The sequence below is a fragment of the Brachybacterium phenoliresistens genome (assembly GCF_000576425.1).
Classification (GTDB): domain Bacteria; phylum Actinomycetota; class Actinomycetes; order Actinomycetales; family Dermabacteraceae; genus Brachybacterium; species Brachybacterium phenoliresistens.
Genome location: NZ_KK069992.1, coordinates 1 through 22,443, shown reverse-complemented (window position 1 = coordinate 22,443; position 22,443 = coordinate 1). Strand labels below are relative to the sequence as shown.

Genomic DNA, 22,443 nt, shown 5'->3' with positions numbered 1-22,443 from the left:
CGCCCGCGGCCCTCCCGACCCGAAGGAGCCCCATGGCCACCCTGTTCCACCACGGCAGCATCCTCACCATGACCGACCAGGACGAGCGGCCCGAGTCGGTCCTCGTGCGCGACGGTCTGATCGAGCACGTCGGCCCGCTCGCCGAGGGCCGCGCCCTGCTGCGCGAGGGCGACGAGGAGGTGGACCTCGACGGCGCCGCCCTGCTGCCGGGCTTCATCGACCCCCACGGGCATCTGCTCACCCACGGGATGATGGCGGCGTGCGTGGACCTCGCCGAGGTCCGCAGCATCGACGAGATGGTCGCCGCCCTCCGGGAGGAGCTGGCGCGGCGCCCGGACGCCGACGCGGACCGGGCCCTCATCGGGGTGCGCTACGACCCGGCCCTGCTCGCCGAGCACCGCCACCCCACCCGCCACGACCTGGACCGCGTGAGCACCACGGTGCCCGTGTTCGTCCTGCATCGCAGCGTCCACATGGGGGTGGGCAGCACGGAGACGCTGCGGCGCAGCGCCATCACGGCGGAGCTCCCCGATCCCGAGGGCGGCCGCTTCGGGCGGGAGGCCGACGGCCGCACCCCCGACGGCTACATCGAGGAGCTGTCCGCCCTCGCCGCGGTCGGCCGCGGTCTCGCCGTCGAGGGCGGCGGCACCGCCCTCATCCCGGGACTCGCCATCGACCCGGCCGAGGCGCTGCGCCTGGCGCAGCAGGACTACCTCCGCCACGGCATCACCACCGCCCAGGAGGGCGCCGCCGACCCGGCGGCGGTCGACGCCCTCGCCGCGGCCGCGCAGGCCGGGGCGCTGGACCTGGACGTGGTCGCCTACCCGCTGATGTCCCACGGCGGGGCCGGCTGCTTCGCCGACCATCCCGAGCTCGCCGGCGCCTACCGCGGCAACCTGCGCCTGGGCGGCTACAAGATCATCCTCGACGGGTCGCCGCAGGCCCGCTCGGCATGGATGAGCAGCCCCTACGAGCCCCTCGAGGAGGGCCCCGTCCCGGCCGATGCGACCGCGGAGGCGGGCGCCGACGCCGCGGCCGAGGAACCGGGCGCCTGCGCCTGCGGCTACCCGGCGCTGCGCGACGAGGAGCTGGCGGGATACGTCGACCTGGCCGTGGAGCAGGGCCGCCAGCTCATCGTGCACTGCAACGGCGACGCGGCCGCCGAGCAGTGGATCCGCGCCTGGGAGCAGGTGCTGGAGCGGGACCCGGCCGCCTCCCGGATGCGCCCGGTGATGATCCACGCCCAGACCGTGCGGCCGGACCAGATCCTCCGCATGGCGCGCGCGGACATGATCGCCTCGATCTTCGCCGTCCACGTCTACTTCTGGGGCGACGTGCACCTGCGCAACCTGGGCCCCGTGCGCGGGCGCCGCATCTCCCCCACCCGCACGGCCCTGGACGCGGGGCTGCGCGTGACCCTGCACCAGGACGCGCCCGTCACCCCGCCGGACATGATGCTCACGATCTGGGCGGCCGTGAACCGGATCAGCCGCGAAGGCCGGCCCATCGGCCTCGAGCAGCGCATCTCGACCTGGGAGGCGCTGCGCGCCGTCACGGCCGATGCCGCCCACCAGTACGGCGAGGAGGACTCCAAGGGCACGATCCGCCCCGGAATACGCGCGGACCTCGTGGTCCTGGACCGCGACCCGCTGGCGACGGCGCCGGAGCAGCTGCGCGACATCCGCGTGCTGCGCACGATCAAGGACGGGCGGACCGTGCACCGGGCGTGAGCGCACGTCCACCGTTGGGCGCCGCAGCGCCCCCCGAGGGCTCGGCGGCGCTCAGGCCCGCGCGAACAGCCCCACCGCGTCCCAGGCGACCCAGCCGCCCTCGACCAGGTGCAGCTCGAGCACGTTCTCCCCGGCGTCGAGCATCGCGGCCGGCACGGGGAGCTCATGGTAGGAGCGCTGCAGGGTCGATCCGGGCACGGTCGCATCGCCCTCGCGGGAGCCGCGGGTGGCGCCCTGGGGCAGCGTGACATCGGCCAGGTGCTTCCCGCCGACGCTCACCCGCAGCGTCCCGCCCAGCCGCGTGGTGTCCACCAGCCAGAGGGCGAGGTCGAGGTCGCCGGCGGGCCGCTGCGGGAGCGGCACCGTCCAGCGGGCACGGTAGGCCTTCCTGCCGGCCCAGGCGTCGCCCGGGCCCGGGAGCAGGTACGGCCATGCCTCTGCGGGCCGATCGGTCCCCTGCACGTACTCGATGACGGCGTCCGGGTAGGTGGTGGGGATCCGGGCGTAGGAGGAGGGGGCGAAGCGGTGCTCGAGGGTGCGCCCGTCGAAGACGCCGATGCTCGCGATCTCCCGTCCGGTCGCGGTGACCGAGGGCTGGGAGGCCGCGGTGACGGGATCGCTGGGCCGGCCTCGCCGGCCGGCGTCGGAGACCGCCAGCACGGTGTAGGTCCGCTCCTCCCCCGCCGGGTCCAGCCCTTGGTGGACGAAGCGGGGGTAGACGGTCTTGCCGACGAGGTCCTGCTCGCGCGGGGCATCGGGCGCGGCGCCGCCGGCCACGGCGTAGATGCGGTAGTGGTCGATCAGCGGATCGAAGCCGAGGCTGTCCCAGCTCAGGGTGATGGTGGTCAGGGCGGGCTCGGCGACGATGCCCGAGACGGTGGCGGGGCGGGGGCTCATGGTGCGTCCTCTCAGGCCGGGATCAGGCGGGGGTCGCCCGCCGGGGTGACGAATCGGGCGGAGAGCTCCTTGGGCGCGGTGTCATCGGCCTCGATCCAGGGGACGATCCAGAAGCTGGAGGTCATCTCCTGCTCGGTCAGGCGCACGTGGACGTAGCCGCGGCGGCCGTCGTAGTGCTTGACGTAAGGGTGACGGGTCCAGTCCTCGGTGTAGCCGTCGGTCACGGCGCCGTCGCCGTCGGAGGCGACGGACGTGCACACCAGCTCCACCCCGATGGTCTGCGCGTCCGGGTCCGCGGCATCGGCGCGCAGCTCGGCGGCGACGTGCTTGTGGATGTCGCCGGTCAGCATCACCGCGTTCCCGGCCTCGGCCATGGCCTGCAGCAGGCGGCTTCGGGCGGCCGGGTAGCCGTCCCACATGTCCGTGCGGTCCTCGGAGATCGGGGTCAGCACGACGCCGTTGGCCAGAAGGTTCCACGTCGCCGGGGACTGCACGAGCCGCTGGTCGGCCCATTCCTCCTGCTCCGCCCCGAGGATGCTGCGGTCCTCGGCCTGCTGCTCCTCGGCGCTCGCGGGCTCGGGGTCGCGGAACTGCCGGGAGTCGAGCAGCGTGAGACGCGCCAGCGACCCGACGTCGATGCCGGCGGTGATGTCGGTGGCCGGCCCTTCGGGCAGCGCCGCCGCGTCCAGCGGCATGTTCTCGTAGTAGGCGCGGTAGGCGACGGCGATGCGGTGGGCGAACAGCTCGTCGGGGAGTCCGTAGGCGGAGCGGGCGCCCTGGTAGTTGTTCTGGACCTCGTGGTCGTCCCAGACGGCGATCGCCGGCACGCGGGCGTGCACGGCCTGCAGATGGGGATCGGACTTGAACAGGGCGTAGCGCAGGCGGTACTGCTCGAGCGTCTCGACCTCCACGGCGTGGGCCGCGGAGACCTCGGCGCCCTGGCGCCAGAGGTTGCTGCCCGTGATGCCGTACTCGTAGATGTAGTCGCCGACGAACAGGACCAGGTCGAGGTCCTCCTCTGCGGCGAGATGCCTGTGGGCGGTGAAATGCCCGTGGTACCAGGCCTGGCAGGAGACCACCCCGACGGAGAACGACTCGACCGCGGCCCCCTCGGCCGGCAGCGTGCGCAGATGCCCGATGGGGCTCGTCTGCCGCCCCACCACGAAGCGGTACCAGTAGTCCGTGGCGGGGTCGAGGCCCTCGACGCGGGGATGCACGGCATGGGCCAGCTCGGCCTGGGCCAGCGCCTGGCCGCGCCGGACGATGCGGGTGAAGCCCTCATCGGCCGCGACCTCCCAGCGGACCGCGACGTTCCGGGCCGGCATCCCGCCGTGCCCGTCCTCGGCCAGGGGCTCGGGGGCGAGTCGCGTCCACAGCACGGCGCCGTCCGGGCGCGGGGCGCCGCTGGCCACGCCCAGGGAGAACAGCCCCTCGCGGTGGGGCAGCGGGTCGGCGACCGCCGCGGGGGCGTCGATGCCGAGGGCGATCACGGCGGCCGAGGCGCCGCTCAGCTGCAGCAGACGGCGGCGGTCGAGGGTCGGGACGGGCGGGGCGGGCGGCATGCGCACTCCTGGGGTCGTGACGGGCTGGGAGCGCTCCCAGCCTCCCAGACGCCGGTGACCTGCGGGTGGCCTTCGTCGGAACATCGGCCGACGGCGCACGCCGCCGCACGCGCGAGATCGACCGGATCCTCCGTGTCAGGACGATCCGGCCGATCGTGCGAGCACCCGGCCGACGACGACCTGGGCCGGCGACGGCTCGGGCCGGCGGCGGCTCGGGCCGGCGACGCCCCGAGCCGGCGGCTCCTCGGCCCGGCCGGCCCGGCTCAGCCGGCGTACACCAGCCCGTAGTGGTCCAGGGCGTCCTCGACCGGCTGGAAGAAGGACGAGGTCCCCTCGACGTAGCCCTGGTCGAAGCCGCAGTCCTGGCCGGCCGGGCCGCCGGAGGTCATGCCGATGGCGTAGCCGCCGGCGACGTAGGCGCCGCCGGAGTCCCCGGCCGCGGTGCAGATGTCCGAGGCGCCGAGCCCGGTGACCCGCGCCTGCTCGCGGCCCTGCGCGTCGGTGTACGCCACGGTGTAGCCGTACCCCTTGATCTCTCCGCAGGTGATGCCGCTGGTCGCGCCGGACTTGCAGGCGTCGGTGCCCACCGGCGGCGTCCACGTCCCGCGGGACGCGTCCAGCTCCTGGCCGTAGCCGTAGTCGTTGACCTCGCTGGTCATGTCGACGCCGGCGGCGATCTTCGCCAGGCCCATGTCCTGGTCGTCCTGCCCGTCGTAGGAGACGAACTCGGTGCCGGCGTTCCTGGCCAGCAGCGTGCCCGACTCGTCGCGGATCTCGTCGCGGCCCTCGAGGCAGTGCCCGGCCCAGATCATGTACTCGTCCCCGGAGCTGTTGCGGGCGGGGAACCCGGCGGAGCAGTAGCCGCCGGTCTCGCTGATCACGGCCTTGTCGCCGCCGGTGAAGGTGGCGTGCGCGGCCATCGGCGCGCCCTCCTCGACGACGACGGCGTCGCCGAAGGGCGCGGCGTACTCCTCCACCGCGGAGGCGTCGCCGGAGACGGTCAGCACGACCGCGTCGCGCCGCACGTCGGGGGCGATCGTGACGAGCCCGGTGTCCACCGGCACGGAGGAGGTCAGCTCGGAGGTGATCTGCCGCAGCTCGTCCTCGCCGTGCTCGGGGGCACGCACCTCGAGGCCGATGTCCAGGGCGATCTCGGCCTCGATCGAGCCGACCGGGGCCTGCAGGACCAGGCGGTTCTCGGCGTCGAAGTAGGCGCCGTCGAAGTCGAGGCCCTGGGCGTGCAGCTCGGCGTACAGGTTGTTCTGGGCCTCCTGCTCCTCGAGCCGGTCGATCTGCTCGTGGACGCTGATCCCGGAGCCCTCGGCCAGGAGGGAGATCTCCAGGGGCGAGAGCTCGAGGTCGATGAGCTTGGGGTCCGGATCGGCCGGAGGGCCGTCCCCGGAGGGATCGGCGAGCGCCGGCAGGGCGCTCGCGGCGAGGAGGCAGGCTGAGGCGAGGGAGGCCAGGGGGAGGATGCGAGCGAACTTCACGGCGCTCTCCGTTCGGTGGTGCGGGGGTGGGGAGGGATGCGCACGTTCCGGGAACGTGCAGAACCGCACGGTAGCCACGATTCTGTGGCGCGTCTAACAGCGCAGGTAACGGAGAGGTCACGGCGGCGGGTCGGCGCCCACCTCCGGGCCGACCCCCGGGCCGACCCCCGGGGCCGGTCCCCGGCCCGGGCCCGGGGTCTCGGCTCAGCGGGCCGCCGCCCCCAGGTGCTCGCGCAGCGCCTCCAGCTGGTCCCGCGGCGCGAAGCCCGCGGCGCGGATCTTCGCGAGGTCCAGCACGGAGCGGCGCGGGCGCGGGGCGATCGTGCCGTCGCCCTCGGCGCGGCCCTGGGCGGCGTAGTACTGCGCCGTGCTCACCCCGGTGATCCGCGCGGGATCGTGGCCCGTGGCCGCGAAGACCTCTCGTGCCACATCGGCCCAGCTCATCGGCTCCCCCGCATTGGAGAGGTGGTAGGTGCCGAAGGGCGCATCGGCCCGCAGCAGGTGGTCAATCGCAGCGGCGAGATCCGCCGTGAAGGTCAGGCGGCCCACCTGGTCCTCCACCACGCTCGGGTCCACGCCCCGGGCCGCGAGGGACGCCATGGTGTCCACGAAGTTGCCGCCCGCGCCCACCACCCAGCTCGTGCGCAGCAGGTAGTGCCGCGGCAGGGTCGCCACCAGCTGGTCCCCGGCGGCCTTGGTCTGCCCGTACACGCCCAGCGGGCTCGGGGCCTCGTCCTCGCCGTGGACATCGGCCGAGCCGTCGAAGACGTAGTCGCTCGAGACGTGCACGAGCACCGCCCGATGCCGGCGCGCCGCCTCCACCAGGCGCCCCACGCCGGTCACGTTCGCGGCCCAGGCCTCGCGGCGGCCCTCCGGCGTCTCCGCACGGTCGACCGCGGTGTACGCGGCGGCGTTGACGATCACCCCGTAGGGCGCGAGGTCGACGGCGTCCACGCTCGCGGCATCGGCCAGGTCCAGCCGGTCCCGGCCCACCACGTCGACATCGGCCCGCCCCTGCCACAGCGCGGCCAGCGCCCGGCCCAGCTGGCCGGTCGCGCCGATGACCAGCGTGCGCCGCGGCGGCACCGGGGCGACCTCCTCCAGGCGCGGATGGGCGAGGTCCTTGGCGGAGCGCTCCGCCTGCTCGAGCGGGATCGGCCACGGGATCGCGGCGGTCTCGTCGGCCAGGTTCAGGAAGGTGTACTGCGCCTGCGCGGCCTCGGACCAGTGGTCGTTGACCAGGTACGTGTACGCGGCCGGGGCCTCCAAGGTCTGGAAGGCGTTGCCGACCCCGCGCGGCACGAAGATCGCGACCTCGGGGGTGATCTCGTGCCAGAACGCGGTGCCGAAGGTGGGGCCCTCGCGCAGGTCCACCCAGGCGCCGAACACGCGGCCCGTCGCCACCGAGATGTACTTGTCCCACGGCTCGGCGTGGATCCCGCGGGTCACCCCGACGGCCTGGTTGAAGGAGATGTTGTTCTGCACGGGCCCCAGGTCCGGCAGGCCCGCAGCGATCATCTTCTCGCGCTGCCAGTTCTCCTTGAACCAGCCGCGGGCGTCCCCGTGCACGGGCAGATCGACCACCAGCAGGCCGGGGATCGGGGTGGTGCGGACGGCGAGCTCGGTCATGGCGTGCGCTCCTTCGGGATCCGGGGGTCGGTCACTGGCCGCTGGCGGCGTACTTGGCCTCGGTGACGTCCTTCTGGTGGCGCCACCAGCCCTCGTGCTCGCGGTACCAGTCGATCGTCGCGGCCAGCCCCGCCTCGAAGTCGCGGTAGGCCGGTTCCCAGCCCAGCTCCGTGCGCAGCCTGCTGGCATCGATCGCGTAGCGCAGATCGTGGCCGGGCCGGTCGGCGACCAGGTCGTAGTCCTGCGGGTCGCGGCCCATCAGCTGCAGGATCAGCTCGACGACCTGCCGGTTCGACTTCTCGCCGTCCGCGCCGATCAGGTACGTCTCCCCGATCCGCCCCGCATCCAGGACCCGCAGCACCGCGCTGGAGTGGTCGTCGACGTGGATCCAGTCGCGCACGTTCGCCCCGCTGCCGTACAGCCGCGGCCGCACCCCCAGCATCAGGTTCGTGATCTGGCGGGGGATGAACTTCTCCACGTGCTGGCGCGGCCCGTAGTTGTTCGAGCAGTTCGAGATCGTCGCCTGCACCCCGAAGGACCGCACCCACGCCCGCACCAGCATGTCGCTGCCGGCCTTCGTCGCCGAGTACGGGCTGGAGGGGTTGTAGGGCGTCGCCTCCGTGAACCGGCCCGGATCATCGAGCTCGAGGTCGCCGTAGACCTCGTCGGTCGAGATGTGGTGCAGCCGCGTCCCATGGCGCCGCGCCGCCTCCAGCAGCGTGAACGTGCCGATCAGGTTCGTCTGCAGGAACGGCGAGGGATCACGCAGCGAATTGTCGTTGTGCGACTCGGCGGCGTAGTGCACCACCGCATCGGCCGCCGAGACCAGCTCGTCGACCACCGCCGGATCCGCCACGTCCCCCTCGACCAGGGTGACGCGGGAATCGGGCAGCCCCTCCAGGGACGTCTTGTCCCCGGCATAGGTGAGCTTGTCCAGCACAGTGACCGTGTCATCGGTGTGCTCGAGCACATGATGCACGAACCCGGAGCCGATGAACCCGGCCCCACCGGTGACGAGCAGATGACGAGTCATGGATGGTCTCCTGGAGTTCACTGCGCCGGACGGTCCCGTTCACGGCGGTGGCGTTGACTGCGCGGGTGAGGCGCGGGGCCCGTCCCCGCACGACCGAGCCGCCTCGCATTCTACGGATGCGGCACGGTCCCTCGCTCCGCTCGCGAAAGGCAGCCCGCCCGTGGTCGACCTCCTGCCCTCCCCGGCCCCGCCCCGCACCGCCCCCAGCCCGGACCCCGCCCCCGCCCCGGCGGACCGCGCCCCGGCCCCCGGACCGCTCGCCGTGTCCGTCATCGGCTGCGGATACCTCGGCGCCGTGCACGCCGCCTCCCTGGCCCAGATCGGCCACCGCGTCACCGGCCTGGACGTCGACGCCGACCGCATCGGCGCCCTCGCCGCCGGCCGCGCCCCGTTCCACGAGCCCGGCTTCTCGGAGGTGCTCGCCCGCGGCGTCGAGGAGGGCCAGCTCTCCTTCACCGTCGACCCCGGCGACCTCGCCGGCTGCGACGTGCACTTCCTGGCGCTGGGCACCCCGCAGCGCGAGGACGGCCTCGGCGCGGACCTGCGCTACATCGACGCCGCCCTCGACGCCCTCGAGCCGCACCTGCGCTCCCGGGCCGGCCGCCCCACCCTCGTCGTCGGCAAGTCCACGGTCCCCGTCGGCACCGCCCGCAGGATCGCGCAACGCCTCGCCCCCCTCCCCGGCGTGCACCTCGTGTGGAACCCCGAGTTCCTGCGCGAGGGCTTCGCCGTCGCCGACACCCTCCGCCCCGACCGCCTCGTCTACGGGGTCGCCGACCCGAACGGGGCCGATGCCGCCGTCGCCGTCGCCCTGCTGGACGCCGTCCACCGCCCCCTGCTCGAGGCGGGAGTGCCGCGCCTGGTCGTCAACTACGAATCCGCGGAGCTGGTGAAGGTCTCCGCGAACTCCTTCCTGGCCACCAAGATCTCCTTCATCAACGCGATCGCCGAGCTGTGCGACATCACCGGGGCCGATGTCTCCGACGTCGCCGAGGCCATCGGCATGGACGACCGCATCGGCCCGAAGTTCCTCCGCGCCGGGATCGGCTTCGGCGGCGGCTGCCTGCCCAAGGACCTGCGCGGCCTCATCTCCCGCGCCGGGGAGCTCGGAGCCGTGGACTCCTTCGCCTTCCTCCGCGAGATCGACGCCATCAACACCGGCCGGCGCGAGTACGCGCTGCGCCTGGCCCGCCGCGCCCTGGACGGCCGGCTCGAGGGCCGCCGCGTCGCCGTGCTCGGCGCCGCCTTCAAGCCCGACACCGACGACGTGCGCGACTCCCCCGCCCTGGACATCGCCCTGCGCCTGCACGGGGAGGGCGCCGACGTGCGCCTGGCCGACCCTGCCGCCCTGCCCGGCGTGCGCCGCCGCTACCCGTCCCTGCCCACCGCCGACACCGCCGAGGACGCGCTGCGCGGCGCCGAGCTGGTGCTGCTGCTCACCGAATGGCCCGAGTACCGCGCGCTGGACCCCGTCCGCGCCCGGGTCCTCGTCTCCCGCCCCGTGATCATCGACGGCCGCGGCGTCCTCGACCTCGGCAGCTGGCGCGACGCCGGCTGGGAGGCCCTCGGCCTCGGCCGCCGCTGACCCGGGTCCGGCCGGCCCCGGACCCGCCCCATCAGGCCCCCGCCCGGCCCATCAGGCCCCTACCCAGCCGAGCCCCGCCTGCCCCGGCTCCGCTTTCCCATTGCCCGGCCTCTGATCCTGCTCCGCACCGGACCGATCCCGCAGGTCGGCGGACACAGACGGCTGTCCCAGGTCCTCGAGCCAGGCGATTGCCTGGCTCGAGGACCTCAGCCAGCCGTTCGTGCCCGCCCGCCGCATCGGCCCGGGGTTATCCACAGCCCGCGGAGGCCTCCGTGCGCCGAGCCCGATGACCCGCGAGCATGGGCGGATGCGCACAGGGCTGAGGGCACTTCTGAGACTCTGGACCTACCGGGACCTCCGGGCCGCCGGGGTGAACCGCCGAGAGATCGCCGCGCGGCTCGAGAGCGGCACGCTCCGCCGCTGCGCCCCGGGCTGGTATGCGGAGGCGGGCGCACCTGCGGATGTCACCGCGGCCCTGCGGCGAGGAAATCGGCTGACGTGTGTTCCTGCCCTGAAGCACTACGGCGTGTGGGTGGTGCACTCCCCGGGTCTGCACGAGATCGGTCGGCGCATGACGAGCGCCGCGCTCGTCCCCGCATCGGACGATTCGCCGGTCCACACGCATGGCCGCCTCGAGGCGTGGCCGGACGACGAGCCGATCATGCCGCTGCTCGTGGCGCTCGAGCACGCCGCGGCCTGCGTACCGGTCGAGGACCTCGCCATCATGCTGGACTCGGTCGCGAACCGGGGGCTCGCGCACCCGGATGACCTCGAAGAACTCCTCCTCCGTCTGCCCCAGAAGGTGCGCCGGGCGATCGGCACGATCGAGAAGCGCGCAGAATCCGGTACCGAGACTCGAGTACGTCGTCACCTGCAGAAGCTGCGGGTGAAGCTCGGCGTGCAAGTCCGGATCGCAGGAGTGGGCCGGGTCGATCTGCTGGTCGGGGAGAAGCTCATCATCGAGTGCGACAGCCGGCAGTTCCACACCAGCGACGACACCTACCACGAGGACCGGCGCCGCGACCGGGAGGCGGTGCTGCGCGGATACGTCGTCGTCCGGCTGACCTGGCGCGATGTGATGCTCGATTGGGAGAGCACGTCCTCGTACCTCACGGACCTCGTGCGCCATGAGATCCATCGCGCTCCACGGATGCGTCGGGCCGGTCGGGTCGAGTCCCGGCCCCGACTGCGGACGCAGCCGTCCCTCCGGGCCCGGGTCGACATCCCGAGACGTGTGCTCGGAACCTCCGCAGCGACGGCACCCGGCCGGGCAGGCCGCGACTGATCGGAGTGATCCGCCCGCGCCCGCCTGCCGCGGGCGGGTACGCGCCCTTCGGGTACGCGCCGTGCGGGTACGTGCCGTGCACGAACGGCGGTCTGAGGTCCGCGAGCCAGTCAATCGCCTGGCTCACGGCTCTGGGAACGCCGTTCGTGTTCGGGCCCCGGACGGGACGGGCCGCCGAGGCAACCAGCGACCCTCGCGGAGACGAGCACCCCATGCGCGCGCCCGCCGACCGCGGGCAGGTGCGGAGCGTGCACGAACGGCGGTCTGAGGTCCGCGAGCCAGGCAATCGCCTGGCTCACGGCTCTGAGACCGCCTTTCGTGTTCGCGGCCGGGACCGAGCAGGGCGGCTGCGGGGCGCAGCGGGGTGGGGCGGCTGCGGAGCGCAGCGGGGTGGGGCGGGGACAGGGTGGGGCGGCGACGGGGCAGGGGGTCGAAGCGGGGCCGGCGGGGAGAGATGTTCGTCGCGGCGGGAGGCGGTCCGGGGTGCGGGGACACCCGGTGTTCACCGAGGCATAGTTGGATGCCGGGGTGACCGATCCCGTGCCCGGCCTCCTGCCCAGCCTCCTCGCCCGCGACAGGGCGCCGTCCCCGCGCACCCTCGTGGACGTCTTCCGGCGCACGGTCGAGGCCAGCCCGGACGCTCCCGCGATCGACAGCGGCGCCGAGTCGCTGACCTATGCGGAGCTGGACGAGGCCGCCTCGGAGATCGCCGCCCGCCTGCACGAGATCGGCGTCGGCCCCGGGGCGAAGGTCGGGGTGCGCATCGTCTCGGGGACCACGGACCTGTACGCGGCGATCATCGGGACGCTGATCGCGGGCGCCGCCTACGTGCCGGTGGACGCCGACGACCCCGACGAGCGCGCCCGGGTCGTGTTCGAGGAGTCCGGGGCCGCGGCGATCATCGGCAACGGGCTCATGATCACGCCGGTGGGCCCGGAGCGGCCCGCCATCGCGCAGCCGCGCCCGCCGCTGCCGGAGGACGACGCCTGGGTCATCTTCACCTCCGGCTCGACCGGGAAGCCGAAGGGCGTGGCCGTCACGCACCGCAATGCGGCGGCCTTCGTCGACGCCGAGTCGCGGATGTTCCTGCAGGAGCAGCCGATCGCCCCCGGCGACCGGGTGATGGCGGGGCTGTCCGTCGCCTTCGACGCGAGCTGCGAGGAGATGTGGCTGGCCTGGGCGTACGGCGCGTGCCTGGTGCCGGCGCCCCGCTCGCTGGTGCGCTCGGGCGTGGACGTGGGGCCGTGGCTGGTGGCCAACGACATCACGATCGTCTCGACGGTGCCGACGCTGGTGGCGCTGTGGCCCGGCGCGGCGCTGGAGAAGGTGCGCCTGCTCATCATGGGCGGGGAGGCCTGCCCGGCGGAGCTCGCCGCGCGCCTGCAGGCCCCGGGCCGCGAGGTGTGGAACACCTACGGCCCCACCGAGGCGACCGTCGTGGCGTGCGGGGCCCTGCTGGACGGCACGGACCCGGTGCGCATCGGTCTGCCGCTGGACGGCTGGGACCTGGCGGTCGTCGACGAGGAGGGCCGCCCGGTGCCCGAGGGCGGGACCGGCGAGCTGATCATCGGCGGGGTGGGGCTGGCCCGCTACCTCGACCCGGACAAGGACGCCGAGAAGTACGCGCCGATGCCCACCCTCGGCTGGGAGCGGGCGTACCGCTCCGGGGACCGGGTGCGCCACGACCCGGCGGGCCTGGTCTTCGCCGGCCGGGCGGACGACCAGATCAAGCTGGGCGGCCGCCGCATCGAGCTGGGCGAGATCGACGACCAGATGCTGCGGCTGCCGGGGGTGCGCTCCGCCGCCGCGGCGGTGCGCTCCTCCCGCTCGGGCAACCGGCTGCTGGTCGGCTACCTCACCGTCGACGACCGCTACGACGCGGAGGAGGCCAAGACCCTGTTGCGCGAGCGCATGCCCGCGGCCCTGGTGCCGCGCCTGGCGGTGGTGGACGAGCTGCCCACCCGCACCTCCGGCAAGGTGGACCGCGACGCGCTGCCCTGGCCGCTGCCCGCCGCCGGCCCCCGCGGCCTCCGCGGCCCGGGCGGGCCGGGCGGCCCGGCGCTCTCGGGCACGGCCGCCTGGATCTCGGAGATCTGGGCCGATGTGCTGGGCGCCGAGGCCTCCTCCCCCGCGGACGACTTCTTCGACCTCGGCGGCGGCTCGCTGACGGCCGCGCAGGTGGTCAGCCGCCTGCGCACCCGCCATCCGGAGGTCGCCGTCGGCGACGTGTACGCCCACCCGCGCCTCGGCGACCTCGCCGCCTTCCTCGAGGCGATGGGCAGCACGAGCGTCGCCTCGGACCGGCGGGTGCCGCCGCTGCGCCGCCGCTCCCAGATCGCGCAGCTGGTGGCGCTGGTGCCGCTGCGGGGCCTGGCGGCGCTGCGCTGGATCACCGCGCTGATGATCCTCTCGAGCATCGGCGCGGCCCTCACCGACCTGCCGTGGATGCCGGCGTTCCCGCCGGGGCTGCTGGTCGCCGCGGGCGCGGCCTTCCTCACCCCGCCGGGCCGGATAATCCTCGCCGCGCTCGCGGCGCGGATCCTGCTGCGCGGCCTGCAGCCGGGCGCCTACCCGCGCGGCGGCCGCGTGCACCTGCGGCTGTGGCTGGCCGAGCGGATCCAGGACGAGCTGGGGGCCGCGGCCCTCGGCGGCGCGGCCTGGTTCCCGTTCTACGCCCGCCTGCTGGGCGCCCGCATCGGCCGGGACGTGGACATGCACACCCTGCCGCCGGTCACCGGCATGCTCGAGGTCGGCGCGCACGCCGCGATCGAGCCGGAGGTCGACCTGGCCGGCACCTGGATCGACGGCGACCGGGTGCGGATCGGCACCGTCCGGATCGGCGCCCGTGCCCGGGTGGGGGCCCGCAGCACCCTGGGCCCCGGCGCGCGCATCCGCAAGGATGCCGAGGTCGCCCCCGGCTCCTTCGTCACCGCAACGGTCGGCGCCGCGGAGTACTGGTCCGGCGCCCCCGCCTCCCGCCAGGGCACGGCCCGCGGGCCGTGGGAGGCGACGCCCCCGCGCCGCAGCCCCCTGTGGACGGCCCTGTACGGCCTGGTCGGCGCACTGATCGCGGGGCTGCCGGCGCTCGCGGTAGTGGTCGGCGCGGCGGTGCTGGCTCCCGCCGTGCGCGGGACGGAGACCCTGGGCGCGGCGCTCGCCGCGGCGCTGCCCTGGCTGCCGGTGGCGGCCCTGGCCGGCTACGCGACCCTCGCCCTGGGGGTGCTGCTGCTGACCCGGGTGCTCGCGCTGGGCATCACCCCCGGCCACTACCCGGTGCGCTCCGGGGCGGGCGTCGCGATCTGGGGCACCCTGCGACTGCTGGACGAGACCCGCACCTGGCTGTTCCCCCTGTACTCCGGCGCCCTCACGCCGATCTGGCTGCGCCTGCTGGGCGCCCGGATCGGTGCGGGCGTCGAGGCCTCCACCGTGCTCATGATCCCGAAGCTGGTGCAGGTGGGCGACCACGCCTTCCTCGCCGATGACACGCTGATCGGCTCCTACGAGCTGGGCGGCGGGCGGATCCGCGTGGAGCGGGTGAAGGTCGGCAAGCGCGCCTTCGTCGGCAACTCCGGCATGCTGGCCCCCGGCCGCAAGGTGCCCAAGCAGTCGCTGGTCGCGGTGCTCTCCGCGGCGCCGCGACGCAAGTCCGCCAAGGCCGGAACCTCCTGGATGGGCAGCCCGCCGCGCAAGCTGCGCCGCACCAGCTCCGACCAGGACGAGGCCCGCACCTACGATCCCCCGCTGCGGCTGCGGGTGCTGCGCGGCCTCGTCGAGACCTGCCGCCTGCTGCCGATGCTGGTGGCCATCGTCCTGCACCTGGCCGTCGCTGCCGCGCTGTGGTGGCTGATGGATCCGCGGCCGACGGGCCCGGCGCCCCGCGCGACCGCCGCCCTCGGCGCCCCCGAGAGCACGCTGTGGGGCCCGCTGCTGGTGCTGCTCGCGGGCGGGGCGGTGCTGCTGGCCGGCAGCGTCGCCGCGGCCGCGATCACGGTGGCCGCGAAGTGGCTGATCGTGGGACGGCACCGCGCGGGCGACCATGCCCTGTGGACCTCCTTCGTGTGGCGCGACGAGCTGGCCGACACCTTCACGGAGGTCCTCGCCGCGCCGTGGTTCGCCCGCACGGCCACGGGCACCCTCGCCCTGACCTGGTGGCTGCGGGCGCTGGGCGCGCGCATCGGCCGCGGGGTGTGGTGCGAGAGCTACTGGCTGCCGGAGACGGACCTGGTCTCCCTGGGCGACGGGGCGACGGTGGGCCGCGGCTGCGTGGTCCAGACCCACCTGTTCCATGACAGGGTGCTGAGCATGGACGCCGTGACCCTCGCCGACGGCGCGACCCTGGGACCCAACAGCGTGATCCTGCCGGCGGCGAGCATCGGCCGCCATGCCACCGTCGGCCCGGTCTCGCTGGTCATGCGCGGCGAGGGCGTGCCCGCGTCCACGCGCTGGGTCGGCAACCCCATCGGCCCCTGGGAGGAGCAGGAATGAGCGCAGGACGAACGAGCGCAGCAGGAGCGAGCACGGCAGGACCACGCGGAGCGGGCACCGACCCGTACGTGCCCGGGCACGGCGAGGCGAGCTTCGCCGTGGACCACTACGAGATCACCCTGGCCTACAAGGTCGCGGGAAACCGACTGAATGCGGAGGCCACACTGCGCTGCCGGGCGCTGGCCGATGCCCCCGCGATCCGGCTGGACCTGCACGCCCTGCGCGCGCAGAAGGTCTTCGTCGACGGCCGCGCCCGCCCGTCGCGCCACCAGCAGGGCAAGCTCGTGATCGCCCGGGCGATCCGCGCCGGCGAGGAGTTCGAGGTGCGGGTGCGCTACGACGGCAGGCCGCGGCCGGTGCCCTCGCGGGTGCTGGGCACGGCCGGCTGGGAGGAGCTGGCCGACGGCGCGATCGTCGCCGCGCAGCCCCACGGCGCGCCGTCCTGGTTCCCCTGCAACGACCGTCCCGACGACAAGGCCACCTACCGCCTGCACGTGAGCGCGCCGGCGGACTACTACGTGGCCGTCTCCGGCGAGCTGGTGGGCACCCGCCGCCACGGCAGCTCGGTGACCTGGACGTACGAGCAGCCGGTGCCGATGGCGACGTACCTGGCGACGGTGCAGATCGGCCGGTACGAGGTGGTGCGCGAGTCGGCGCCGCCGGTGCCGGTGCGCACGATCGCCCCGCCGCAGCGCGACCGGGCCGCGTTCGACGCCTCCTTCGGGCGGCAGGCGGAGATGCTCGCCTTCTTCGCCTCCTGCTTCGGGCCCTACCCCTTCGACTCCTACACGGCGGTGATCACCCAGGACGACCTGGAGATCCCGCTGGAGTCGCAGGGGCTGTCGACCTTCGGGCAGAACTTCGTCTCCGCCGAATGGGACAGCGTCCGCCTGGTCGCCCACGAGCTGTCCCACCAGTGGTTCGGCAATGCGGTCACCGCGAGCAGCTGGCGCGACATCTGGTTGCACGAGGGGTTCGCCTGCTACAGCGAGTGGCTGTGGTCCGAGCACTCCGGCGGCCGGTCCGCGGCCGAGCGCGCGGCGCAGCACCACTCCAAGCTCTCCCGGCTGCCGCAGGACCTGCTGCTGCGCGACCCCGGCCCCGCGCTGATGTTCGACGACCGCGTCTACAAGCGCGGCGCCCTGACCCTGCATGCGCTGCGCTGCCGGGTGGGGGATGCGATGTTCTTCGACATCCTGCGCTCGTGGGTCGCCGAGCACGCGGCCGGCAGCGTCACCACCGAGATGTTCGTCGAGCACGCCGCGGCGCGCTCCGGCGAGGACCTGGGCGGGCTGTTCGACGCATGGCTGGACCGCCTGCCGCTGCCGGCGATGCCCGGCCCTCACCAGGCGGCGAGCGCCAGGCGGTAGCCCTCCGGAGCGGGGAGGTCCCGCACCGGGTGGTCGGCCGCCCGCAGGGAGGCCATCGGCACCGCGAGGCCGCGGCCGTCGGCCTTGAGGATCGCCTCCTTGCGGCACCACAGGGCCGCCTGCGCGGCGGGGTCGCGGTCCTGGCCGTGCTCGCTCGGGTGCAGCACGAGCGTGCTGTCCCAGCCGGCGGCGACGGCGGCGATCTGCTCGATGTCCACGCCCAGGTGCGCCTGGCGCCCCACCGCGGTCACCAGGTGCGGGCCGGAGCGGGAGATGCTCACCCCGACCTGCTCCCTGCGCCCGGCGGCCCGCGCCCAGGGCCGTCCGTGCGCGGAGGAGCCGCAGCGCGGGCACAGCCGCCCCACCTGCACGGTCGCCGGGCCGACGCCGAGGAGGGCGGCGACCTGATCGCGGAGGATCGCCTCGGCGTCCGCCGCGACCGGATGGATCTGCACCTCGGGGTCCACCCGGGAATCCTAGGTCAGGGACTGCACCTTCACGCGGATCACCGTGTCCGGCGGGAGGTCGCCGGTCACGGCCTCGCGCACCGTGCGCTGCAGCAGCGCGACGATCTCCCGCACGGGTCCGGCGCCCCGCTCCAGGCCGACCTCGAGGGTGATCGTCCCGCCCTCGGGGTCGATCACGACGCCGTAGTGGACGGCGCCCTCGCCGGCACGGCGGATCCGGGCGTCGATGGTGCGCAGCGCGGAGCCGATCCCCGGCTCGATGCCGCGCACCCCGGGCAGGGCGCCGACGATCTCGACCAGCTCGGAGGCGGTGATCCTAGGCGGTGTCGTCATCATGGAGATCCTCGATGTGGATGTCGACGGCGGGCAGGGACAGGTCGAGCTCGCGCTCGCAGGCCTCGAGAACGGCGCCGCGCACCGTCTCGGCGAGCGCGGGCAGGTCGCGGCAGCGCCGGGAGGCGGTGATCCGGCAGGCGATGCGGACGGGCCGGCCGCGGGAGAGCCGCTCGCCGTGGGGCTCGGCGTGGTCCACCCGCGAGCGCAGGGCCCGCACCCCGGGCACGGCGTCGACCGTCTCCCGGATGAGGGTGCGCAGGGCCAGCTCGGAGAGGCTGTAGGGCCCCTCGGGGGTGGGCGGCATCTCGACCTGCCGGCCGTGGCGGACCTCGGCGCGCACGGAGGCCTTGATGAGGTCCATCGCCCGCGCGGACAGCTGCACGGAGGCGTCGCCGCGCTCCTCCTGCTGCGTCCATTCCCTCCGGGCGGAGCGGATCATCTCCTGATAGCGCAGGGTCGCCTCGTGGGAGAGGGTCTCCTCGGGGTCGTCGGGGGTCTCGGGCGGTTCCGGGGTCGGAGTGCGCGTGTCGTCGGTCATCTCCATCCCTCCATCCGGTCGAAGATCTGTCTGCGGGCGCGGGCCAGCCGGCCACGGACCGTGGCCTCGGTACCGCCGGTGATGTGCGCGATCTCGCGGTACGGGAGCTCCTCGACCTCGCGCAGCACCCAGGCGGTGCGCAGGTCGGGATCGAGCTGGTCGAGGACGTCGGTGAGGGCGCGCAGCTGCGCGTTGACCTCGGCGCTGCGGGCGGGGTCGGGGGTGCGGCCGATGCCTGCGCGGAGGCCGTCGCCGTCCGGTGCGCCGTCGGCGACGAGCTCGAGGTCCTCGTCGGCGTGCGCCCGGGTGGCGCGCCGCGCGAGGCGGCGCACCACGTCGGTGGCCCGCCGCGTGCAGATCCGGGAGATCCAGCCGCGGAAGGCGGCGGGCTCCTCGAGCAGGCCGATGCGCTTCCAGGCCTGCACGAGGGTGTCCTGCACGACGTCCTCGGCCTCCTGCCGATCGCCCAGCAGCAGGTAGGCGGAGCGGAACAGCCGCCCCTGGTGGCGGTCGACGAGCTGCTCGAAGGCGGCCACGTCCCCGTCCTGGGCGCGCAGGACGAGGAAGCGGTCCTCCTGGCGCTCCTCGTCGTCGGGTGCGGTGCTCATGCGGCCCCGGCTCCTGCCGCGGGCGCCGGCGCCGGGGCCGGGTCCGGGTCCGGCTCCGGGTCCGCCGCGGGGGCGGGCCCCGAGGGGGCCGACCGCGCGGCCTCGACATGCGCGGGGCGGCGGCCGCGGGCGGCCGCGGTGCGCAGCGCCACCAGCACGTCGACGCGGTCCGGGTCCGCGCCGAGGACGGTGCGGACCTCGCGCGCCAGCAGGGCACGGGCTCCGGCGATCGCCGCGGCGATCTCCGCGTCCTCGGCCACGCCGATGCTCGCCTGGATCCAGGGTGCGCTGAGCGGCCCGCCCAGGCGGACCACGGCCGAGCGCACCCCGGGCTCCGCCTCGACCTGCTCGGTCAGGGCCCGCTCGAGCACCTGCGGCCGGAAGGAGGCCAGCAGGGTGCCGTCCTCGTCCAGCACCCGGCGGCGGGTCGCATCGGGCCGGGTGGGGATCTGGGACCGCAGCAGCGCGATCCCGGCGGCGACGCCGAGCGCCGCGAGGACGACCGCGGCCGGCAGCAGCCCGGTCCGATGGGCCTGCGCGAACCGGGCGAGCTCGGTCCCCGGCTCGGGCAGGGCGGGGGCGAGCTGCGGCCAGGCGGCGCCGAGGTCCAGCGGGACGGCGGCCAGCAGGACGGCCGCCGTCAGCGCGGCGAGGCCGGCGAGGGCCAGCGCGGTCCGGTTGCGTGCCCCGGAGATGCTGCGCATTCCTGTCCTCCTCTCAGGAGGTCCGTCGTGCTCGCACGAGCACGCGCGGGTCGTGGACGGGGCGGATCTCGGCGATCGTCCCGTGGGCGGCGCGCCGCGCCGCCGCGAGGACGGGCGCGGTGTCCTCCAGGACGGTCGACACGGTGATCCGCACGGTGCGGGGTCCGGCGGCGGCCCGGGCGGACCGGACCCCGTCGACCTGCTCGAGGCGGGCCCGGAGGCGGCGCTCGAGGTCGCGGTGCGGCAGCGCGGTGGTGCCGGGGACGGCGTCGCCCAGCACCGCGCGGGTGCGCGGCCGGCCGGGCCGCAGGGCGGCGACCAGCAGCACGATCCCGAGGACCGCGCAGCCGGCGGCGGCCGCGAGCAGGGCCCGGTCCGCGAGGCGCAGCGCCCCGAGGCGGGCCATCGGCTCCTGCAGCGGCGCGGGCCAGCTCCCGGTGAGGAGCAGCGCGCCGAGGGCCCACAGGGCCAGGCCGCCGGCGGTCAGCAGGGCGAGCGCCAGCAGGGTCGCCGGGACGGTGCGGGTGGGGCGCGCCACCAGGGGGCGGGGGCTCGTGCTCATCGCGGGCCTCCTCGCGCGGGGTCCTGGGGGCGCAGCGCCCGGATCTCGACGTCGAGGCGCCCCACCGAGACGCCGGCGAGCGCCTCGACGCGCCGGACGACGTGCGCGCGCAGCGACCGGAGGGTCGCGGCGAGCGGGACGGGGTGGGCGAGGTCGACCTCGAGGCGGAGCACGGCCGTGCGGCCGTACAGCTCGCAGTCGGCGTCGGGGCGGGCCGCGGGGCGGGCGCCGCGGCCCGCGGCCGACGCGGCGGTCTCCGCGGCGGCCTGCTCGGCGATGCGGGCGACGACCTGCCGCGGGACCGTCGTGCTGCCCCGGACGAGGGTGTCGAGGCCGGTCACGGTCATCCCCTCCGGCGCTCGGAGATGCCCTGGATGTCGATCCGGCCGTCGATGACCAGGCCCACGGCCAGGCCCACCATCGCGAACACCAGGACGAGGAAGAACTGCGAGAACGTGCCGAAGGCGAGGACCGCCCCCAGCAGCAGGCCCACCAGCAGGCTCAGGTGCGATGTCTTCATGACAGCTCCTTCGGGTCGGGGCGGGCGGGTCACTGCAGCTCGGTGCCGCGGGCGCCCTCGTCGCGGGCGGCGTCGTCCTCGGGCAGGTGGACGTCCACGACGTTGACGTTGACCTCGAGCACCTCGAGGCCGGTGGTGGTCTCGATCTGCTCGATGATGCTGCGGCGGATCGCATCGCCCACCTCGACGATGGAGGCGCCGTACTCGACGACGATGGTCACGTCGATCGCGGTCTGCGTGTCGCCCTTCTCGACGCTGATCCCCCCGGCGACGTTGGTCTGCGCGTTGGGGATCCGGTCGGTGACGGCGCTGAACATGCGCCGGGCGGCGTTGCCCATGTCGTGCACGCCGGGAACCTCGCGGGCGGCCATGCCCGCGATCTTCGCGACCACGGTCTCGTCGAGGGTGGTGATGCCGCGGCTGGTCTGCAGCGGTCCGCGCGGCGTCTGCGCCGCGTCCTCCTGCCGCGCTCCCGCCGCGGCCGCGCGGCTGCCGGGCCGGGCGTCCTGCTGCTGACCTGCCTGCGGGTCGGGGGTGCTCGCCATGGTTCCTCCTGTGTTCGGGCCGGTCGTTCGCCGGCTGCCCTTCGCGGACACCTCCAGGACGTCACGACCGCCCCGGATGTCACGCGCCGCGATGTGGCGCCGCACACGTCCCGGGAACGGAGGAGCCCCGGGCCGCCGCCGGCTGGCGGCGACCCGGGGCTCCGGGATCGGGCGGGGTGCGCCTCAGGCGCGGTCCTTGGTGATCAGGCCCCACACGAACGAGAAGACGATCGCGCCGATGACGGCGATGAACAGGGAGCCCCAGGACCAGGGATCCGAGAGCACGGCCCCGACCCCCTTGCCGCCGAAGATGCCGAACAGGAGGCCTCCGACGAAGGCGCCGATGACACCCAGCAGGATGGTGCTGATCCAGCCCCCGGCCTGCTTCCCGGGGAGGATGAGCCGGGCGAGTGCTCCGGCGATGAGACCGACGATGATCCAACCGATGATGACCATGGGTTCTCCTCCTTCTACTTCCTCAGCGCCCGGCGCGATGCCGGGTCGCGGCGAGGGCTCCGCCGTGCGGCGGGAGCACCCCTGTCACGCCCCTGACGGGACGCAGCTCACGCTCTACGGTACGCCTTCTGCGCCAGGACGCCAGGGCCTCGCGCAGTGCTGCGACCAGGACGATCGGTCGACCGCACGGTCGGAACGGGGCCGCCGGGCGCGCCGCCGCCCCCGCGCATCCGGTCCTCCCGGCGCGGGCCGCGGCGACCGGGATCCGCACCGGGCTCCGGGATGCGGCGGCCCGATCCCCGGCCTCGGGACCATCGTCCTCCCCGCCCGTCGCGGGGCCGCGCCGCCCCGTCCGCCGGCGCCCGCTGCGGCGGCGGCCCGGAGCCCGTCGGGACGACGCGGCGCAGCGGCCCGCGGCCGGTGCGGACCACCCGGAACCCTCGCGTCACCCCAGGTCAGCACGCGACCGCTCGGGGCGGCGCAGCCGGTGGGCGGGCCCGGGGCCCGGCGACGGCGCGCCCGCGCAGCGCATCGTCGCCGCAGCGGCCCTGCTGCGGCGACCGCGGTCGCCGGGAGACCGCCCTGAGCGCGGCCGCCCTCGGGGGCGCTATCCCCGTCGGACCGCCGGCCGGGCGGCGGGG

The 22,443-nt window shown here is 75.0% G+C and carries 20 protein-coding genes; 5 read left to right on the top strand and 15 right to left on the bottom strand.

From position 1 onward, the window contains the following. Window positions 1–32 precede the first annotated feature (32 nt). Window positions 33–1,730, top strand: coding sequence for an amidohydrolase (locus BF93_RS08225; RefSeq protein ID WP_038371972.1), 1,698 nt, complete (start codon window positions 33–35; stop codon window positions 1,728–1,730). A gap of 51 nt (window positions 1,731–1,781) precedes the next feature. Here the strand turns inward: BF93_RS08225 and BF93_RS08220 are convergent, their stop codons facing one another. The 5 genes from BF93_RS08220 to rfbB form a co-directional block, all read right to left on the bottom strand. Further along, a complete protein-coding gene (locus BF93_RS08220; RefSeq protein ID WP_051486711.1) occupies window positions 1,782–2,627 on the bottom strand; it encodes a polysaccharide lyase family protein in 846 nt (281 codons plus the stop codon). A gap of 11 nt (window positions 2,628–2,638) precedes the next feature. Then, a complete protein-coding gene (locus tag BF93_RS08215) occupies window positions 2,639–4,189 on the bottom strand; it encodes an alkaline phosphatase D family protein (RefSeq protein WP_038371970.1) in 1,551 nt (516 codons plus the stop codon). Between the two features lie 263 nt (window positions 4,190–4,452). Next, window positions 4,453–5,679, bottom strand: coding sequence for a S1 family peptidase (locus BF93_RS08210; protein ID WP_038371969.1), 1,227 nt, complete (start codon window positions 5,677–5,679; stop codon window positions 4,453–4,455). Between the two features lie 204 nt (window positions 5,680–5,883). Next, window positions 5,884–7,308, bottom strand: coding sequence for a sugar nucleotide-binding protein (locus BF93_RS08205; protein ID WP_038371967.1), 1,425 nt, complete (start codon window positions 7,306–7,308; stop codon window positions 5,884–5,886). Window positions 7,309–7,339: 31 nt separating this feature from the next. Further along, on the bottom strand, window positions 7,340–8,341 hold the full coding sequence (gene rfbB, locus BF93_RS08200) for a dTDP-glucose 4,6-dehydratase (protein WP_038371966.1): 1,002 nt from the start codon (window positions 8,339–8,341) through the stop codon (window positions 7,340–7,342). A gap of 262 nt (window positions 8,342–8,603) precedes the next feature. On the opposite strand from rfbB, the gene BF93_RS08195 reads away from it, so the two are divergent. From BF93_RS08195 to BF93_RS08170, 4 genes are all read left to right on the top strand, one after another. Further along, a complete protein-coding gene (locus BF93_RS08195) occupies window positions 8,604–9,926 on the top strand; it encodes a UDP-glucose dehydrogenase family protein (protein ID WP_038372067.1) in 1,323 nt (440 codons plus the stop codon). Between the two features lie 307 nt (window positions 9,927–10,233). Then, window positions 10,234–11,211: an endonuclease domain-containing protein gene (locus BF93_RS08185; RefSeq protein WP_156954096.1), complete on the top strand. Its 978-nt coding sequence runs from the start codon at window positions 10,234–10,236 to the stop codon at window positions 11,209–11,211. A gap of 528 nt (window positions 11,212–11,739) precedes the next feature. Continuing rightward, window positions 11,740–15,696 carry a Pls/PosA family non-ribosomal peptide synthetase gene (locus BF93_RS08175; protein ID WP_038371963.1) on the top strand — a complete coding sequence of 1,319 codons (3,957 nt, stop codon included), beginning with the start codon at window positions 11,740–11,742 and terminating at the stop codon, window positions 15,694–15,696. Then, entirely contained in the window at window positions 15,693–17,066 is a 1,374-nt protein-coding gene (locus BF93_RS08170; protein WP_051486709.1) for a M1 family metallopeptidase, read from the top strand. The genes BF93_RS08175 and BF93_RS08170 overlap by 4 nt, the downstream gene beginning before the upstream one ends. Here BF93_RS08170 and BF93_RS08165 read toward each other — a convergent pair. The 10 genes from BF93_RS08165 to BF93_RS08120 form a co-directional block, all read right to left on the bottom strand. Next, window positions 17,039–17,533, bottom strand: coding sequence for a 4'-phosphopantetheinyl transferase family protein (locus BF93_RS08165; protein WP_051486708.1), 495 nt, complete (start codon window positions 17,531–17,533; stop codon window positions 17,039–17,041). The genes BF93_RS08170 and BF93_RS08165 overlap by 28 nt on opposite strands. A gap of 9 nt (window positions 17,534–17,542) precedes the next feature. Beyond that, window positions 17,543–17,866: a hypothetical protein gene (locus tag BF93_RS08160; RefSeq protein ID WP_038371961.1), complete on the bottom strand. Its 324-nt coding sequence runs from the start codon at window positions 17,864–17,866 to the stop codon at window positions 17,543–17,545. After that, window positions 17,850–18,407 (bottom strand): hypothetical protein, encoded by a 558-nt coding sequence (locus BF93_RS08155; RefSeq protein WP_051486739.1) that lies wholly within the window; start codon window positions 18,405–18,407, stop codon window positions 17,850–17,852. Before BF93_RS08155 ends, BF93_RS08160 begins: the two co-directional genes overlap by 17 nt. After that, window positions 18,404–19,015, bottom strand: a complete 612-nt coding sequence (locus tag BF93_RS08150) for an RNA polymerase sigma factor (protein WP_038371959.1) — start codon at window positions 19,013–19,015, stop codon at window positions 18,404–18,406. The genes BF93_RS08155 and BF93_RS08150 overlap by 4 nt, the downstream gene beginning before the upstream one ends. After that, window positions 19,012–19,719, bottom strand: a complete 708-nt coding sequence (locus BF93_RS19555; protein WP_051486707.1) for a hypothetical protein — start codon at window positions 19,717–19,719, stop codon at window positions 19,012–19,014. Before BF93_RS19555 ends, BF93_RS08150 begins: the two co-directional genes overlap by 4 nt. Window positions 19,720–19,732: 13 nt before the next feature. Then, complete coding sequence (locus BF93_RS08140; protein ID WP_038371957.1) at window positions 19,733–20,281, bottom strand: DUF6286 domain-containing protein; 549 nt, start codon at window positions 20,279–20,281, stop codon at window positions 19,733–19,735. Continuing rightward, on the bottom strand, window positions 20,278–20,622 hold the full coding sequence (locus BF93_RS08135) for an Asp23/Gls24 family envelope stress response protein (RefSeq protein ID WP_198025385.1): 345 nt from the start codon (window positions 20,620–20,622) through the stop codon (window positions 20,278–20,280). Before BF93_RS08135 ends, BF93_RS08140 begins: the two co-directional genes overlap by 4 nt. A gap of 2 nt (window positions 20,623–20,624) precedes the next feature. Continuing rightward, window positions 20,625–20,801 (bottom strand): hypothetical protein, encoded by a 177-nt coding sequence (locus tag BF93_RS19760; RefSeq protein WP_038371955.1) that lies wholly within the window; start codon window positions 20,799–20,801, stop codon window positions 20,625–20,627. Between the two features lie 29 nt (window positions 20,802–20,830). After that, window positions 20,831–21,346, bottom strand: a complete 516-nt coding sequence (locus BF93_RS08125; RefSeq protein WP_038371954.1) for an Asp23/Gls24 family envelope stress response protein — start codon at window positions 21,344–21,346, stop codon at window positions 20,831–20,833. A gap of 183 nt (window positions 21,347–21,529) precedes the next feature. Further along, on the bottom strand, window positions 21,530–21,802 hold the full coding sequence (locus tag BF93_RS08120; protein WP_038371953.1) for a GlsB/YeaQ/YmgE family stress response membrane protein: 273 nt from the start codon (window positions 21,800–21,802) through the stop codon (window positions 21,530–21,532). Window positions 21,803–22,443: the final 641 nt, after the last annotated feature.

Excerpts from the sequence above, each read along its gene's own strand:
- BF93_RS08225 (WP_038371972.1), top strand. The coding sequence starts at position 33 with ATGGCCACCCTGTTCCACCACGGCAGCATCCTCACCATGACCGACCAG.
- BF93_RS08220 (WP_051486711.1), bottom strand. The coding sequence starts at position 2,627 with ATGAGCCCCCGCCCCGCCACCGTCTCGGGCATCGTCGCCGAGCCCGCC.
- BF93_RS08215 (WP_038371970.1), bottom strand. The coding sequence starts at position 4,189 with ATGCCGCCCGCCCCGCCCGTCCCGACCCTCGACCGCCGCCGTCTGCTG.
- BF93_RS08205 (WP_038371967.1), bottom strand. The coding sequence starts at position 7,308 with ATGACCGAGCTCGCCGTCCGCACCACCCCGATCCCCGGCCTGCTGGTG.
- rfbB (WP_038371966.1), bottom strand. The coding sequence starts at position 8,341 with ATGACTCGTCATCTGCTCGTCACCGGTGGGGCCGGGTTCATCGGCTCC.
- BF93_RS08185 (WP_156954096.1), top strand. The coding sequence starts at position 10,234 with ATGCGCACAGGGCTGAGGGCACTTCTGAGACTCTGGACCTACCGGGAC.
- BF93_RS08170 (WP_051486709.1), top strand. The coding sequence starts at position 15,693 with ATGAGCGCAGGACGAACGAGCGCAGCAGGAGCGAGCACGGCAGGACCA.
- BF93_RS08160 (WP_038371961.1), bottom strand. The coding sequence starts at position 17,866 with ATGACGACACCGCCTAGGATCACCGCCTCCGAGCTGGTCGAGATCGTC.
- BF93_RS08155 (WP_051486739.1), bottom strand. The coding sequence starts at position 18,407 with ATGACCGACGACACGCGCACTCCGACCCCGGAACCGCCCGAGACCCCC.
- BF93_RS08150 (WP_038371959.1), bottom strand. The coding sequence starts at position 19,015 with ATGAGCACCGCACCCGACGACGAGGAGCGCCAGGAGGACCGCTTCCTC.
- BF93_RS19555 (WP_051486707.1), bottom strand. The coding sequence starts at position 19,719 with ATGCGCAGCATCTCCGGGGCACGCAACCGGACCGCGCTGGCCCTCGCC.
- BF93_RS08140 (WP_038371957.1), bottom strand. The coding sequence starts at position 20,281 with ATGAGCACGAGCCCCCGCCCCCTGGTGGCGCGCCCCACCCGCACCGTC.
- BF93_RS19760 (WP_038371955.1), bottom strand. The coding sequence starts at position 20,801 with ATGAAGACATCGCACCTGAGCCTGCTGGTGGGCCTGCTGCTGGGGGCG.
- BF93_RS08125 (WP_038371954.1), bottom strand. The coding sequence starts at position 21,346 with ATGGCGAGCACCCCCGACCCGCAGGCAGGTCAGCAGCAGGACGCCCGG.
- BF93_RS08120 (WP_038371953.1), bottom strand. The coding sequence starts at position 21,802 with ATGGTCATCATCGGTTGGATCATCGTCGGTCTCATCGCCGGAGCACTC.